13 protein-coding genes are annotated in these 14,675 nt (G+C 67.4%); 4 read left to right on the top strand and 9 right to left on the bottom strand.

What is annotated here, in order from left to right; genetic code table 11:
• The first annotated feature begins 48 nt into the window (after positions 1 to 48).
• Both N7607_RS11400 and N7607_RS11405 read left to right on the top strand, forming a co-directional pair.
• Positions 49 to 705: a DUF3313 domain-containing protein gene (locus N7607_RS11400; protein WP_279865925.1), complete on the top strand. Its 657-nt coding sequence runs from the start codon at positions 49 to 51 to the stop codon at positions 703 to 705.
• An 86-nt stretch (positions 706 to 791) separates the two neighbouring features.
• Positions 792 to 1,202: a DUF1330 domain-containing protein gene (locus N7607_RS11405; protein WP_279865923.1), complete on the top strand. Its 411-nt coding sequence runs from the start codon at positions 792 to 794 to the stop codon at positions 1,200 to 1,202.
• Here N7607_RS11405 and N7607_RS11410 read toward each other — a convergent pair.
• The 3 genes from N7607_RS11410 to N7607_RS11420 form a co-directional block, all read right to left on the bottom strand.
• The gene (locus N7607_RS11410) at positions 1,199 to 2,773 is read right to left on the bottom strand and encodes an EAL domain-containing protein (RefSeq protein WP_279865921.1); all 1,575 of its coding nucleotides are present in this window, start codon (positions 2,771 to 2,773) and stop codon (positions 1,199 to 1,201) included. The two genes, N7607_RS11405 and N7607_RS11410, sit on opposite strands and share 4 nt — an antisense overlap.
• A 278-nt stretch (positions 2,774 to 3,051) precedes the next feature.
• On the bottom strand, positions 3,052 to 3,825 hold the full coding sequence (locus tag N7607_RS11415) for an N-acetylmuramoyl-L-alanine amidase (RefSeq protein WP_279865919.1): 774 nt from the start codon (positions 3,823 to 3,825) through the stop codon (positions 3,052 to 3,054).
• Between the two features lie 35 nt (positions 3,826 to 3,860).
• Complete coding sequence (locus N7607_RS11420; protein WP_137973836.1) at positions 3,861 to 4,454, bottom strand: MarC family protein; 594 nt, start codon at positions 4,452 to 4,454, stop codon at positions 3,861 to 3,863.
• 188 nt (positions 4,455 to 4,642) lie between these two features.
• Here N7607_RS11420 and N7607_RS11425 point away from each other — a divergent pair, with 188 nt between their 5' ends.
• Positions 4,643 to 6,064 carry a DASH family cryptochrome gene (locus N7607_RS11425; protein ID WP_279865917.1) on the top strand — a complete coding sequence of 474 codons (1,422 nt, stop codon included), beginning with the start codon at positions 4,643 to 4,645 and terminating at the stop codon, positions 6,062 to 6,064.
• A 24-nt stretch (positions 6,065 to 6,088) separates the two neighbouring features.
• On the opposite strand, the gene N7607_RS11430 is transcribed toward N7607_RS11425, so the two are convergent.
• The 5 genes from N7607_RS11430 to N7607_RS11450 all read right to left on the bottom strand — a co-directional run bounded on the left by N7607_RS11430 (position 6,089) and on the right by N7607_RS11450 (position 10,636).
• On the bottom strand, positions 6,089 to 8,017 hold the full coding sequence (locus N7607_RS11430; RefSeq protein WP_279865915.1) for a diguanylate cyclase: 1,929 nt from the start codon (positions 8,015 to 8,017) through the stop codon (positions 6,089 to 6,091).
• 24 nt (positions 8,018 to 8,041) lie between these two features.
• The gene (locus N7607_RS11435) at positions 8,042 to 8,887 is read right to left on the bottom strand and encodes an endonuclease/exonuclease/phosphatase family protein (RefSeq protein ID WP_279865913.1); all 846 of its coding nucleotides are present in this window, start codon (positions 8,885 to 8,887) and stop codon (positions 8,042 to 8,044) included.
• A 10-nt stretch (positions 8,888 to 8,897) separates the two neighbouring features.
• Positions 8,898 to 9,527, bottom strand: coding sequence for a thiol:disulfide interchange protein DsbA/DsbL (locus N7607_RS11440; protein WP_279865911.1), 630 nt, complete (start codon positions 9,525 to 9,527; stop codon positions 8,898 to 8,900).
• 146 nt (positions 9,528 to 9,673) lie between these two features.
• Positions 9,674 to 10,297 carry a c-type cytochrome gene (locus N7607_RS11445; RefSeq protein ID WP_279865909.1) on the bottom strand — a complete coding sequence of 208 codons (624 nt, stop codon included), beginning with the start codon at positions 10,295 to 10,297 and terminating at the stop codon, positions 9,674 to 9,676.
• 45 nt (positions 10,298 to 10,342) lie between these two features.
• Positions 10,343 to 10,636 carry a c-type cytochrome gene (locus N7607_RS11450; protein WP_279865907.1) on the bottom strand — a complete coding sequence of 98 codons (294 nt, stop codon included), beginning with the start codon at positions 10,634 to 10,636 and terminating at the stop codon, positions 10,343 to 10,345.
• Between the two features lie 203 nt (positions 10,637 to 10,839).
• Here N7607_RS11450 and yihA point away from each other — a divergent pair, with 203 nt between their 5' ends.
• Entirely contained in the window at positions 10,840 to 11,490 is a 651-nt protein-coding gene (yihA, locus tag N7607_RS11455) for a ribosome biogenesis GTP-binding protein YihA/YsxC (RefSeq protein WP_279865905.1), read from the top strand.
• Positions 11,491 to 11,844: 354 nt separating this feature from the next.
• Here the strand turns inward: yihA and polA are convergent, their stop codons facing one another.
• Entirely contained in the window at positions 11,845 to 14,616 is a 2,772-nt protein-coding gene (gene polA / locus N7607_RS11460; protein WP_279865902.1) for a DNA polymerase I, read from the bottom strand.
• Positions 14,617 to 14,675: the final 59 nt, after the last annotated feature.

Here is a 14,675-nt window from a genome sequence, read left to right on the forward strand (position 1 = left end):
ACGAAGCGGCATCTAGGATGGACGGGGCCTTTACTCAGGAGAGTTCCGATGTCCCGCCTCAATCCGCTCTGTTTCGGTCTGCTCGCCGGTCTGCTGCTCACCGGCTGCGCCAGCAATACCACCCAGCCTTCCCAGTACTCCGGTTTCCTTTCCGACTATTCGCAGCTGCAGCCGGCCACCTCGGCCAGCGGCGCGCCGGTGCTGCGCTGGGTGTCGGCGGACTATAACGCCGGCAACTACCGCTCGGTGTACATCGAGAAGCCGGTGTTCCACCCCGAGCCCAAGCCCAGCGACGAAGTCAGCCAGGCCACCCTCGACCAGATCACCGGCTACCTGCAGCAGGCCATGCGCCGCGAGCTGTCCAGCCGCATGACCGTGGTCGACCAGCCCGACACCGACAGCCTGGTGCTGCGCAGCGCCATCACCGGGGTCAGTACCTCGGCCGAAGGCCTGAAGTTCTACGAGGTGATCCCGATCGCCCTGGTCGCCGCCGCTGCCAGCACCGCCGCCGGCACCCGCGACCGCGACACCGATATCTATGTCGAACTGGAAGCGCTCGATGCCCGCACCAGCCAGCCGATGGTCCGGGTAGTGCGCAAGGGCCATGGCCTGCAGCTGGAGAACAGCAGCACCCAGCTGACCCTCAACGACCTCAAGCCGGCACTGGATGTCTGGGCCCGCGACGCCCGCGCCTTCCGCCCCTGATATCACGGGCCATGCGGCCCGTGGATGGTGATTGACCGCTGCGGCCAGCCCCTCCAGGCTGGCCGCAGTCATTTCCGGAGATCGCCATGTCCAGCATCAACCCCAGCCGCGAGCAACTGGCCGCCTTCGCCGCCGACATGCCCGCGGACCAGCCGATCCTCATGCTCAACCTGCTGCGCTACCACGCCGACGCCCGCTATCCCGCGGACAGTCCGCATACGCCCTGCAGCGGCCGCGAGGCCTATGCGCGCTACAGCCGCACGGCGCTGGCCAAGGTGCGTGGCGTGGGTGGACGGGTGCAGCTGCTGGCCCAGGCCAGGGCGGCGCTGATCGCCCCGGCCGGCGAGCAGTGGGACGAGGTGCTGCTGGTGCATTACCCGTCGCGCCAGGCCTTTCTCGGCATGCTCGCCGATGCCGAGTACCAGGCCGCCACCGTGCACCGCACGGCGGCCCTGGCCGACTCGCGACTGATCGGCTGCCTGCCGCCACAGGCCTAACCGACCTGGCGCTCCACCAGGCGGCGGAACTGGCGGGCGGTCAGCGGCTTGGCGAACAGCCAGCCCTGCCCGCACTGGGCGCCCTGGGCGGCGAGGAACACCGCCTGGGCCTCGTGCTCGATGCCTTCGGCCACCACCTTGAGCTGCAGCGCCGCAGCCATCTGGATGATGTGCGGCGCCACCCCGCTGCTGGCGGCGTCGTGGCCGAGGGCGTCGACGAAGGACTTGTCGATCTTCAGCACGTCGGCCGGCAGCTCCTGCAGGTAGGCCAGGCTGGAGTAGCCGGTGCCGAAGTCGTCGATCAGCACCCGGTGGCCGCTCTCGCGCAATTGCGCCAGCACGCCCTTGGCCGCCTGGATATCGGCCAGGCCGGACTCGGTGACCTCGAAGGCGATCTGCCCCGCCGCAACCCGGTGCTGCAGCAGCAGGCGCGCGGCCAGCAGGCTGATGCGCGGCTCGGCGATATCGCAGGCGGCCAGGTTGATCGAGATGTACAGCCGCGGCTGCTGGCGCAGCAGGTCGCCGAGCTGGGTCAATACCTGCTCCAGCATGTAGTCGGTGATCTCGCGAATCTGCCCGCTGCTCTCGGCCATGGGGATGAAGTGGTCGGGGCCGAGCAGCTTGCCGTCGGCCCGGCGCCAGCGCACCAGGGCCTCGGCACCGACGCAGCGGCGGCTTTCCAGATCGAAGATCGGCTGGTAGCGCACGCGCAGGGCGCGGCGACGCAGGGCGGAGGTCAGCGAGCCCCCGAGTGACTGGCGGTAGCTGACCAGGTGATAGGTGCTCAGCCCGGCGAGCAGGGCCAGCAGCAGGGCCACCGGCAGCCAGCCGAACAGACCCTCGTGCAGGCGCTGCTGGAGCAGGCTGCGGTCGGCGAACAGCACCAGGTCGAAGTCCGGGCTGTTGGTCGGCATGCGGTAGATCAGCTGGCCCGGGGTCAGCTGCAGCTCTTGGCCCTCCGGCCAATGGGCGGCCGGCGGCCAGGGCTGCGCCGCGCCGAGGATCGGCAGGGCCTTGGCGCCATTGCGCGGCACGATCATCAGGCTGCCGCCAGCCGGCAGCTCGACCATGTCGGCCAGGTGCCCGCGCGAGGTGGACAGGCGGAAGTAGCCGCGACCGACCACCAGCGCGGCGAGGTCGTCGTCGGGCTGGGCGGTGGTGTTCAGCCAGTAGCGCTGGCGCTCGCCTTCCAGGTCCGGCGCGCGCTCCGGCCCCAGCGAGCTGCGCCGCGGCGACGACGAGCAGCGCTGGTCGCCGCCGATAAAGGCCGCCTCGTAGACGAAGCGGTGCTGGAACACCACGCGGCGCAGGGTCTCCACCATGGCCAGGTCGCAGCCGCGCAGGGGTTGCTGCTCCAGTTCGTCGAGGGCCATGCCGAGCTGGCCGAAGATCTGCTCGATACGCTGCAGAAAGCGCTGGCCCTGCACCTGCAGGCGCTCGGCCTCGGCGCGCTGGGCCTGGTTGTTGGCCAGCCACAGACCGGCCAGGCCGAACAGCAGGAGGCCGAGGCAGGTAGCCAATAGCGCCGCCGGCCAGGGGCGGAAGAGCAGGCGGCGCAGGCTGGTGGACATGGCTGGAGCTCCGTTGGGAACCCTTCAGGTATAGCCCAGCGGCTGCGCCCGACGCGGCCTAGCGGGTTTGTCCGCAGCGCACGCGACGGACGGTGCACGCCGCCCTCAGAACCTATTCACGATCTCGCGAGCTAGAGAAAAACAAGGCAAAAGCGGCTGAGGAACGGACTGGGCCCGCACTCGGGTTTACAAGCGGTAAATGAGCATTCCGACCGAGCTGGCGACCCAGGCCGCCTTTAACGCAGTTTTTCCGACGTGCAGCAGATCGTGGAAGGTTCTCAGCGCTGGTTGAGCACCTGCAGGATCGCCGCACTCTCGGCATCCGCCTCGCCGTCGTAACGGGCCGGGCGGTACTTCATCTGGAAGGCGATCAGCACGTTGCGCGTGGCCGCATCGAGCACACCGTTGCGCGGCACTTGGTAGCCAAGCTCATGCAGCTGCGCCTGGAACCAGACGATGTCAGGTAGCGCGGCGGCGAAGCGCGCCTGCTCGCGGGCCACGGCGGCGGCCTCCGGCCAGCGGATCAGCCCGGCATCGGCCAGACGCTTCCAGGGGAACAGCGGGCCCGGGTCGACCTTGCGCTGGGGGGCGATGTCGCTGTGGCCGATGATGCTGTCGATCGGCAGGTCGTGGCGCTTGACCAGGTCCTTGAGCAGCACGATCAGCGCCTGTATCTGCGCCTCGCCATAGGGCTGCCAGTAGCGCCCGGCCGGGCCCTGGTAGTAGCCCTGGTTGACCAGCTCGATGCCGATGGTGCTGGCGTTGAGCCAGGTGCGGCCCTGCCATTGGCTATCGCCGGCATGCCAGGCGCGGCGGTCTTCGTCGACCAGGCGGTAGACCTTGGCGGCGCCATCGTCGATCAGGTAGTGGGCACTGACTTCGCCCCGGGTCAGCAGGGCCAGCGAGCGCACCAGGTCGGTGGAGGTGTAGTGCAGCACGATGTACTGCACGCGGCTGCTCTGGCCCTGGGCACGCAGGCTGTCGTCAATCTGCGGGCCGCTGGCGCAGCCGGCGAGGAGCAGGGCGAACAGGGCGAGGGCGGCGAGTCTCATGGGATCGGCACGGCAGGTCGGGGCGGCAGTGTACCTCAGGGGGCGATGTGCAGAACGCTCTGCAGGTTGTCCAGCAACATGTCGACACTCAGCATGATCAGCAGCATGCCGGTCAGGCGCTCCACTGCGGTGAGGCCACGGGGGCCGAGGAACTTCTGCAGCCAGGAGGCCTGCAGCAGGATGCTGGCGGTAGCCAGCCAGGCCAGGCCGACGGCCAGGTACAGCTCCCACAGCGGTCCCTCGTAGGTACTGCGCAGGGTCATCAGCACGGCCAGGGCGGAGGGCCCGGCCACCGCCGGGGTGGCCAGCGGCACCAGCAGCGGTTCGCCGTCCGGCAGGTCGCCCAGCACACCCTCCGGACGCGGGAAGATCAGGCGCATGGCAATGACGAACAGGATGATGCCGCCAGCGATGGCGGTGGCCTCGCGCGACAGGCCCAGGCCGCTGAGGATCTTGTCGCCGAAGGTGAGGAATACCATCAGCAGCACCAGGGCCAGCAGCAGCTCGCGCAGGGCCACGCGCATGCGCCGCTCGGGCGCGACGTTCTTCAGCGCGGCCAGGTAGATGGCGATATTGCCGAACGGATCGGTGACCAGAAAGATCAGCACGGCGATGCCGAAAATGTCCATGTAGCGCTCCTCGGGGAATGCGCACAGTTTATCCGCCGCCGCCACGCGCGTCTGCGCGACCAGCAAACGTGACACTCATCACAATCGTTCGACACTTCGGACGCAGGGAAGTGGTACGCGGACAAACGGCCATGCGCCGCGGTCATAGCAGTCGTATCGTCAATTCATGCCTCCCCGAGGATGACGCCATGCGCCGCGTGCTGCTCTGGTTCAAGCAGGATCTGCGCCTCGACGACCACCCGGCCCTGCAGGCCGCCATGGACGCCGACCGGGTACTGCCGCTGTACGTGTTCGACCCCGACCTGCTGCAACCCGGCCCGCTCGGCTGCCGCCGCCTCGGCGTGCACCGCGCGCGCTTCCTGATGGAGAGCCTGGCCGCCCTCGACGGCGAGCTGCGCCAGCGCGGCTCCGGCCTGCTGGTGTTGCAGGGCCACGCCGAGCAGCTGATCCCGCGCCTGGCCGAGCAGCTCGATCTCGACGAGGTGCTGACCCTGGAGGAGATCGCACCGCAGCAGCGCGCCCAGCTCGACGCCCTGCGCCAGGCCCTCGGCCCGGTGCAGCTGCATGAGCTGCCGGGCAACCATCTGCTGCACGCCGCCGACCTGCCGTGCGCGCCGCACGAGCTGCCACAGGTGTTCAGCCAGTTCCGCGAGCGCGTCGAACAGCGCCTGCCGGTCTTCCAGCCGCGCCCGGCGGCGATGCGCCTGCCGCCCCTGCCGGACAACGCCAGCGCCTATTTCGCCGCCCTACCCAGCCTGTCCCAACTGGGCCTCGGCGAGCCGCTCAGCGTGCCCAACAGCGCCTTCCCCTTCTCCGGCGGCGAACCCGCGGCCCAGGCGCGCCTGCGCGACTACCTGTGGCTGACCCAGGGCGTGCGCAGCTACCGCGAGACGCGCAACGGCATGATCGGCAGCGAGTACTCGTCCAAGCTCTCACCCTGGCTGGCCAACGGCGCGCTCTCGCCGCGGCGGGTGGTGGCCGAGCTGCGTCGCCACGAGTCGCAGTACGGGCAGAACGATTCGACCCGCGCCCTGTGGCAGGAAATGCTCTGGCGCGAGTTCTTCCGCTGGACCCTGGTGCGCCATGGCGACGCGCTGTTCCGCGCCGACGGACTGAAGGCCACGGCACGCGCGCCACAACAGCTGGACGAGCGCTTCGAGCAGTGGTGCCAGGGACGTACCGGCATGCCGCTGGTGGACGCCAACATGCGCGAGCTGGCCGCCACCGGCTTCATGTCCAACCGCGGCCGGCAGATAGTCGCCAGTTACCTGGTCGGCAACCTGCAACAGGACTGGCGGCACGGTGCCGCCTGGTTCGAGGAGCATCTGCTGGACTACGACCCGGCCAGCAACTGGGGCAACTGGGCCTACCTGGCCGGCGTCGCCAGCGACCCGCATCGCCAGCACCTGGCCAATGCACTGCGCCAGGCCCGCCAGTACGACCCCAGCGCCGCCTACGTCAGCCTGTGGCTGCCGGAGCTGCGCGATGTGCCGCAGCACCTGCGGCACACGCCGTTCCTGCTGTCGCACCTACAGCTGGACGCCATGGGCTATCCGCGCCTGGAGCGCATTCCCGAGGACTGGAAGCCTTATCTGCCCAGCGCGGCCTAGCGCTCGACCATCGAGCGCCGGCGGCTAGCCCAGCTCGACGCGGTTGCGCCCCTCGCGCTTGGCCTTGTACAGCGCCTGGTCGGCGCGACCGAAGGCGGCCTCGCCGCTCTCGCCGGAGAGGAAGGCGGTCAGGCCAGCGGACAGGGTGATGGTCACCGGCTCACCACGGAAGTGGAACGGGCAGGACTCGACGGCGCTGCGCAGGGTCTCCAGCAACTGCTGCCCCCCTTCCAGCGGGGTGCTCGGCACCAGCAGGACGAACTCCTCGCCGCCGAAACGAGCGAGGAAATCGGTCTTGCGCAGGCGCTTGGCCAGCTCGCCGGCGATGATCTTCAGCACCTTGTCGCCGGCCAGATGGCCGTAGCCATCGTTGATGCGCTTGAAGTGGTCGATGTCGAGCACCGCCAGCAGCAGCTCGCCGCCGTAGCGACGCCAGCGCGCCACCTCCAGCTCCAGGCGCTCGGCCCAGCCTGCACGGTTGGCCAGGCCGGTGAGCGGATCGGTCAGGGCCTTCTGCCGCTGCTCCTCGAGGTGATCGCGGAAACCCTGGGCCTCCTGTTCCATCTCGGCGACGCGCTGTGACAGCGCCTTGAGCCGCCCGGCCACCTCCTCCTCGCGGCCCTCGCGCTGGCGCTGGTGTTCGCCCACCGTGCTGAGCAGCCCGTCCAGGCGCTGCTCCAGGGCGCGCTTGAGACTGGGCAGGTCGACCGCCTCCTGCACGCTGGCCTGTAATCCGCTGACCTGCTCGCGCAGCTCCTGATTGAAGTTGCGCGCGCTCTCCACCGACTCGCTGTAGCCCTCGTGGGCCTCGGTCAGGGTACCGAGGAAGGCGGCCAGGCGCTCGTTGAGCTGCTTGAGGTAGCCGGCGAACTCACGCTGGCCGCTGTCGGTGACGGCCAGCACCAGCACCGCCAGGTCATCCAGCAGCGGCACCAGTTCGTACCAGTTCAGGCCGCCATGCAGGCGCTCGCGCAGGGCATCGCCCTGGGGTCGGTGGTGCTCCGGCAGTTCCAGCTCGTCGAGCAGGCCCAGCAGGCTGTCGGCAATATGCGGCGCCACGGCGCTGTAACCGGGCTCAGGAGGCTCGGGCAGGGCAAACGCGGGGTCGCCGTCGCCGGTGATGATGCGTGCATCCAGTGGCAGGCTGTCCAGGCTGGCGACCGAGGGCACGGCACGCGAGACCGATGGGGCGGCGGATGGCTGCGGCTGGTCGGCTTCGACCCGCGCGACCGTCTGCTCAACGGCGACGGGGTTGGCAGCGACGGCCGTCTGGCTGGCCGCGGGAGTTATCGGAGCAAACTCGGCAACGGTGGGCTGAGCCGGCGCGGGGGCGGCTTGCGCGGGCGGCTCGTCGTCCTCGAGTTCGAAGTCCTGCTCGGCAATCGGCTGCGCATGGGGCTGCTCGACCGGTGCGTCAGCGGGCGCATCGTCGCGACCGCTGCCGAACAGGCGCTGCAGCAGACCGGGGCGCTCCACCGGCTCGCTGCCCAGCACGCTCAAGGCCTTGCCCTGCAGGCTGCTCAGTTCGGCCAGCAACGCCGGCAGTTCGCGTGGCTGACTGGCACGCTCCTCGATGCGTTTGGCGAACTGCTTGAGCGCCTTGCGCACCTCGCGCGGCGGGTCGAGGGCCAGCAGCTGCTGGGTCAGGCCGGTGATGCCGGCGACGTTCTGCTCGATCCGCTGCTGGCGACGCTGCTCGGAATCCAGCACCGCCTTCTCCAGGCGCGGGATCAGGGCTGAGAGGCCGTTGTCCATCTGCTCGCCGCGGATCAGGTCACGCAGTTCCTGCATGCACTGGTCCACCGCCTTGTCGCTGCCTTCCGCCGCCAGGGAGCTGCGCACCAGGCCGCGGCGCAAAAGGTCGAGACGCTCGTTCCAGCGCTGCTCCTGCAGCTCCTGCTGTTCCAGGCTCTCTAGGTACTTGGCTTTCCAGCGCTGGGCATCATCGGTCATGGTGGCGATCCAGTGGCAAAGCCACTACAGCATAGGCAGGTTGAGACCGGTCGGCAGGCGGATATCCACCGCTACCGGCAAATGATCGGAGATCGGCTGGCTGAGCACGGCAACCCGTTCCAGCACCAGCTCCGGACTCAGCAGAATATGATCCAGACAGCGCTGCGGACGCCAGCTGGGAAAGGTCGCGTCGATCTGCGGGGCGACCAGGCCCAGGTCGCGCAGTGGCGAGTGCTGCAGCAGGTCGATGGCATGGGTGTTCATGTCACCCATCAGCACCACGTGGCGAGCGCCATCGATCAGCTCACGCACATAGGCCAGCTGGCGGGTGCGGGTACGCGGCCCCAGGGCCAGGTGCATGTTGATCACCACCAGCGCATCCGCTCCCTCGCCGAACTTCAGCAGCACGGCGCCACGCCCCGGCGGGCCGGGTAGCGGGTGATCTTCCAGTTGGTCGGGCCGCAGCCGGCTGAGCACGCCATTGCTGTGCTGGGCCAGGCGGCCGAGGTTGCGGTTGAGCTGTTGGTACCAGTAGGGGAAGGCACCCAGCTCGGCCAGACGCTCGACCTGGTTGACGTAGCCCGAGCGCAGGCTGCCGCCGTCCACTTCCTGCAGGGCGACCAGGTCGTAGTCACCGAGCAGCGCGCCGATCCGTTGCAGATTGCCGGCCCTGCCGGGGTGCGGCAACAGGTGCTGCCAGCCACGGGTCAGGTAGTGATGGTAGCGCTCGGTGCTGATGCCGACCTGGATGTTGAAGCTGAGCAGGCGCAGACGGCCATCGCCACAGTGGCCGCCGGAGTCCGCGCAAAGACCGTTGACCTGCGTCTGACGCAGGCCCGCGGAACGCCCGGCACTCCAGCGGCGCAGCATGGCTAGGTACTCAGTTGGCGGAACGCTCTTTCTGGATCAGGAAGTCGGCGACCTGCAGCGCTTCCTGCGGTCCGCCAGCGCTGCGGATGTCGAAGCGATACTTGCCGCCCACGATCAGCACCGGTACGCCGGTGATCTGGTAGGCCTTCGCCAGTTGCTTGGCCTTGGCCATCTGGCCCTTCACGGCGAAGGAGTTGAAGGTGCTGAGGAACTTGCCCTTGTCCACGCCATGACCAGCGAGGAACTCGGCCATTTCTTCGGGCGTTTCCAGCTTGCGCTTTTCCTTGTGGATGGCACTGAACACCGCCTCGTGCACCTGCTGCTCGACACCCATGGACTCGAGGGTGATGAACAGCTGGCCGTGCACGTCCCACACGCCGCCGAACAGGGCGGGGATGCGCACGAATTTGACGTCTTCCGGCAGCTTAGCGACCCAGGGATTGAGGGTCGGCTCGAACTGGTAGCAGTGCGGGCAGCCATACCAGAACAGCTCGACCACCTCGACCTTGCCCGGTTGCGAGACCGGTACCGGGCTGCTCAGCTCGACGTACTGGCGGCCGGCTTCGATGCTCTCGGCCTGGGCGCCCAGGCCCAGCAGGCTGAGGCTGGCGAAGGCGGCGCTGAGAATCAGGTTACGCATGCAGAACTCCTTGACGATGGGAACCGCGCGGGCGGGCGCGGCTCGGTTCGACCGGCGGCGCAGCGGCGGGTTCCGGCATTGTAGCGGCAGCACCAACGAAAAAGGGTGGCCGTGGCCACCCTTTTGTTTCCGCTTGTCAGGGCTGCTTAGTGCAGGCCCTGGATGTAGCTGGACACGGCTTCGATGTCCTTGTTGCTCAGCTTGGCAGCGATGGCGCGCATGATCATCGCGTCGCCGTCGTTGGTGCGGTTGCCTTCGCGGAAGTCGGTCAGCTGCTTGGCCACGTACGTCGCATGCTGGCCGCCCAGTTTGGGGAAGCTGGCAGCAGCCAGGCCGGCGCCGTTCGGCGAGTGGCAACCGGTGCAGGCCGGCATGCCCTCGGCGATCTTGCCGCCACGGAACAGAGCCTCGCCACGCTCGACCAGCTTGGGATCGGCGGCGCCGACGCTCATCTGCTGGCTGGCGAAGAAGGCGGAGATATCGGCCAGGTCCTGCTCGCTGAGGTTGTCCAGCAGGCCTGTCATCTCCAGCACCGTGCGCTTGCCGCCCTTGATGTCATTCAGCTGCTTCAGCAGGTAACGCTCGCCCTGGCCGGCCAGCTTGGGGAAGTTCGGCGCGGCGCTGTTGCCGTCGGCACCGTGGCAGGCGCCACAGACAGCCGTCTTGGCCTTGCCGGCTTCGGCATCGCCGACGATCTTGCCAGCGTCGGCGGCTTGCGCTGCCACGGAGACACCCAGGCTCAACAGGAGACTCACGAGTACTTTGTTCATCAGCTAATCCAATAACGGCTAGAGGTAATTAGGTTTCTTACGGGACTACTCGCTCATCAACTTGATGACGGCCTGGTAGTCCTCGGCACTGCAATCCATGCACAGGCCACGGGGTGGCATGGCATTCAAACCGTTGGTGACGCTCTGCACCATCGCGTCCATGCCCTTGGCCACGCGTGGCTCCCAAGCTGCCTTGTCGCCTCGCTTGGGCGCCATCGGCAACTGACCATTGTGGCAGGCCGCACAGGCCTTGGCATAAACCGCTTCCGGATCCTGCGCCGCATTCGCGGCACCCGACAACCACAGCAACGCCGCGCCGACGATCAGCACTCTATTCATAGCCTAAACCTCATCAGGGAGGGAACGGCCTGCGTCTAGTCGCGCAGCGTGTTCTGTCTCGTTCCCGGCGGAAGGACAAAGCGCACACAAAATCTGCGGCATTATATACTGGCGTCGCTGAAACGGAAGCGACAGCATGCCGCGCCCCGGGGCCTCCCGGGCCGCCGCCGAGCGCTCCGGCTCCCCGCCCATACGGACTTCCCATGTCATCCAAGAATCCCATTCTCGGCCTGTGCCAGCAGGCAACCTTCCTCATCAGCGCCGCCAAGGTCGACCAGTGCCCGGACGATTCGGGCCTGGAAGTGGCCTTCGCCGGCCGCTCCAACGCCGGCAAGTCGAGCGCGCTGAATACCCTGACCCACGCCAGCCTGGCGCGCACCTCGAAGACCCCGGGGCGCACCCAGCTGCTCAACTTCTTCCGCCTGGACGATGAGCGCCGCCTGGTCGACCTGCCGGGCTACGGCTACGCCAAGGTGCCGATTCCGCTCAAGCAGCACTGGCAGAAGCACCTGGAGGCCTACCTGGGCAGCCGCGAAAGCCTGGCCGGACTGGTGCTGATGATGGACATCCGCCACCCGCTGACCGAGTTCGACTGCATGATGCTGGACTGGTCCAAGGCCAGCGGCATGCCGCTGCATATCCTGCTGACCAAGGCCGACAAGCTGACCTTCGGCGCCGCCAAGAACACCCTGCTCAAGGTGCGCCAGGAGATCCGCAAGGAGTGGGGCGATGACGTCGCCAGCATCCAGTTGTTCTCGGCGCCCAAGCGCATGGGCGTGGAGGAGGCACAGCTGGTGCTGGCCCAGTGGCTGGGGCTGATCGAACGCGAAGAAGGCAGCGATTTCGCGAGCTAGAGCCGGGCTAGGCGAAAGTGGGCGAGGGCGCGGAGTTTACGCGTTGTAAATGAGCAGCCCGAGACCACTTTCAACAACGCCCGGCCGACGCGCAGCAAATCGCGAGCAAAAAAAACCCCGGGCTTCGTATGGGGAGGGAGAAGACCGGGGTTCAATTCTGAACCGCTAGGGCGGGGTTCAGAGATCTGCCAACACTAAAACACAGCTAGGAGCATCGAAAGGCACGCATGCCATTCGTGATCTCTGACCTGCCAATCTGGCGGTTAGTTCAGTTTTTTTTAAATCGCATTGCCATAAAAAACGGCAATAAATCTGTAACGCAGCATAAGGCATGCGACCTTATGCCGCAGCCGATCAATGCGCTTCGTCCCAGTTGTCGCCCACTCCGGCCTCCACCACCAGTGGCACATCCAGTGCAGCGGCACCGCTCATCAGCGGCAGCAGACCCGCCCTGAGCTGCTCGACCTGATCCTCGCGAACCTCCAGAACAAGCTCGTCGTGTACCTGCAGGATGACTTTGGCATCCAGCCCGGACTGCGGCAGCCACTGGTCCACGGCGACCATCGCGCGCTTCATGATGTCCGCCGCCGTGCCCTGCATCGGCGCGTTGATCGCGGTGCGCTCGGCGCCCTTGCGCAGGGATGGGTTCTTCGCGTGGATGTCCGGCAGGTACAGACGACGGCCGAACAGGGTCTCGACGTAGCCCTGCTGGGTGGCCTGCTCGCGAGTACGCTCCATGTAGGCCAGCACGCCGGGATAGCGGGCGAAGTAGCGGTCGATGTAGGCCTGGGACTGCTTGCGGTCGACGCCGATCTGCTTGGCCAGACCGAAGGCGCTCATGCCGTAGATCAGGCCGAAGTTGATCGCCTTGGCGCTGCGGCGCTGGTCATTACTCACCTCATCCAGTGCAACGCCGAACACTTCGGCGGCAGTGGCGCGGTGCACGTCGCGGTCATGGCGGAAGGCATCCAGAAGACCCTCGTCCTTGGCCAGGTGGGCCATGATGCGCAGCTCGATCTGCGAATAGTCCGCCGACATCAGCTTGTAGCCCTTGGGCGCGACGAAGGCCTGGCGGATACGCCGCCCCTCGGCGGTGCGGATCGGGATGTTCTGCAGGTTCGGGTCGGTCGACGACAGCCGCCCGGTGGCGGCCACCGCCTGGTGGTAGCTGGTGTGGATGCGCCCGGTGCGCGGGTTGATCTGCTCCGGCAGGCGGTCGGTGTAGGTGCTCTTCAGCTTGCTCAGTGAGCGGTACTGCATGATCACCTTGGGCAGCGCGTAATCCTGTTCGGCCAGTTCGGCCAGCACGTTCTCGGCGGTGGAGGGCTGGCCGGTGGCGGTCTTGCTCAACACCGGCAGGCCGAGCTTTTCATAGAGAATGGCGCCGAGCTGCTTGGGCGAACCGAGGTTGAATTCCTGTTCGGCGATGGCATAGGCCTCGCGCTCCAGGCCGATCATCTTCTCGCCCAGCTCCAGGCTCTGCTGGCCGAGCAGCTTGGCGTCGACCAGCGCGCCGTTGCGCTCGATGCGCGCCAGCACCGGCACCAGCGGCATCTCGATCTCCTTGAGCACCTTGACCAGCGCCGGCGTCGCCGACAGCTTGGCCCACAGGGTCTGGTGCAGACGCAGGGTCACGTCGGCGTCCTCGGCGGCGTAGGGGCCGGCCTGCTCAATGGCGATCTGGTCGAAGGTCAGCTGCTTGGCCCCCTTGCCGGCGATGTCCTCGAAACGGATGGTGCTGTGTTCCAGGTACTTGAGCGCCAGGCTGTCCATGTCGTGGCGGGTCGCGGTGGAATCCAGCACATAGGATTCGAGCATGGTGTCGAAGGCCAGGCCCTGCACTGCGATCGGCGTCGAGGCGTTGGCCAGCACGTTCATGTCGTATTTGCCGTGCTGGCCGACCTTGGCCTTGGCCGGGTCCTCGAGAATCGGCTTGAGCGCGCGCAGCACCGCGTCGCGATCGAGCTGCTCGGGCACGCCCATATAGGAGTGGGCCAGCGGCACGTAGGCCGCCTCGCCGGCGGTGACGGCGAACGACACGCCGACCACCTGGGCCTGCTGCGGGTCGAGGCTGGTGGTCTCGGTGTCGAAGGCGATCAGCTCGGCGGCTTCCAGCTTCTTCAGCCAGGCATCGAACTGCGCCTGCTCCAGCACCGTCTCGTAGTTGCTGGCCACGGCCGGTGCCTCGCTCAGCGGGCCCTCGTCGAACAGGCCGCCGCTGATCGGCGGGGCCGGCGGATTCTTGGCCTTTTCACGCATCAGCTCGTCCTGCCAGCTCTTGAACTCCAGCTCGGTGTAGAGCTGCAGCAGCGCCTCGCGATCCGGCTCGCCGGGATGCAGGTCTTCGATCTGGATATTCAGCTCGACATCGGTCTTGATGGTCGCCAGCTGGTAGGAGAGGAAGGCCATGTCCTTGTGTTCGGCCAGCTTGGCCGGCAGGGTCTTGGCACCGCGGATCGGCAGCTCGGGCACCTTGTCGAGGTTGGCGTAGAGCACTTCAAGGCCACCGCCGACGCCGACCAGCAGGCCCAGCGCGGTCTTCTCGCCGACACCCGGCACGCCGGGAATGTTGTCGACCTTGTCGCCCATCAGGGCCAGGTAGTCGATGATCAGCTCGGGGCCGACGCCGAACTTGGCCTTCACCCCGTCGATGTCATAGACGCTGCCGGTCATGGTGTTGACCAGGGTGACGTGCGGACAGACCAGCTGGGCCATGTCCTTGTCACCGGTGGAGATCACCACGTCGCGACCGAGGGCCGCGCACTGACGCGCCAGGGTACCGATCACGTCGTCGGCCTCCACGCCCTCCACGCACAGCAGCGGGTAACCGAGGGCGCGCACGCTGGCGTGCAGCGGCTCGACCTGGCCGCGCAGATCCTCCGGCATCGGCGGGCGATTGGCCTTGTACTCGGCGAACATGGCGTCGCGGAAGGTACCGCCCTTGGCGTCGAACACCACGGCGAAGGGGCTGTCCGGATACTGCTTGCGCAGGCTCTTGAGCATGTTCAGCACGCCCTTCACCGCGCCGGTCTGCAGGCCCTTGGAGGTGGCCAGCGGCGGCAGGGCATGGAAGGCGCGGTATAGATAGGAGGAGCCGTCGACCAGAACCAGAGGGGCGTTGGACATGCGCAAGATCAACCTTTTGCCGGGGGCGAGCGCTAGAATGTGCGCATCAACCTGAAGAA

Source organism: Pseudomonas sp. GD04019, from assembly GCF_029837695.1.
In the GTDB taxonomy this organism is placed as follows: Bacteria; Pseudomonadota; Gammaproteobacteria; order Pseudomonadales; family Pseudomonadaceae; genus Aquipseudomonas.

Coding starts and splice junctions, on each gene's coding strand:
- N7607_RS11400 (WP_279865925.1), top strand. CDS start 49: ATGTCCCGCCTCAATCCGCTCTGTTTCGGTCTGCTCGCCGGTCTGCTG.
- N7607_RS11405 (WP_279865923.1), top strand. CDS start 792: ATGTCCAGCATCAACCCCAGCCGCGAGCAACTGGCCGCCTTCGCCGCC.
- N7607_RS11410 (WP_279865921.1), bottom strand. CDS start 2,773: ATGTCCACCAGCCTGCGCCGCCTGCTCTTCCGCCCCTGGCCGGCGGCG.
- N7607_RS11415 (WP_279865919.1), bottom strand. CDS start 3,825: ATGAGACTCGCCGCCCTCGCCCTGTTCGCCCTGCTCCTCGCCGGCTGC.
- N7607_RS11420 (WP_137973836.1), bottom strand. CDS start 4,454: ATGGACATTTTCGGCATCGCCGTGCTGATCTTTCTGGTCACCGATCCG.
- N7607_RS11425 (WP_279865917.1), top strand. CDS start 4,643: ATGCGCCGCGTGCTGCTCTGGTTCAAGCAGGATCTGCGCCTCGACGAC.
- N7607_RS11430 (WP_279865915.1), bottom strand. CDS start 8,017: ATGACCGATGATGCCCAGCGCTGGAAAGCCAAGTACCTAGAGAGCCTG.
- N7607_RS11435 (WP_279865913.1), bottom strand. CDS start 8,887: ATGCTGCGCCGCTGGAGTGCCGGGCGTTCCGCGGGCCTGCGTCAGACG.
- N7607_RS11440 (WP_279865911.1), bottom strand. CDS start 9,527: ATGCGTAACCTGATTCTCAGCGCCGCCTTCGCCAGCCTCAGCCTGCTG.
- N7607_RS11445 (WP_279865909.1), bottom strand. CDS start 10,297: ATGAACAAAGTACTCGTGAGTCTCCTGTTGAGCCTGGGTGTCTCCGTG.
- N7607_RS11450 (WP_279865907.1), bottom strand. CDS start 10,636: ATGAATAGAGTGCTGATCGTCGGCGCGGCGTTGCTGTGGTTGTCGGGT.
- yihA (WP_279865905.1), top strand. CDS start 10,840: ATGTCATCCAAGAATCCCATTCTCGGCCTGTGCCAGCAGGCAACCTTC.
- polA (WP_279865902.1), bottom strand. CDS start 14,616: ATGTCCAACGCCCCTCTGGTTCTGGTCGACGGCTCCTCCTATCTATAC.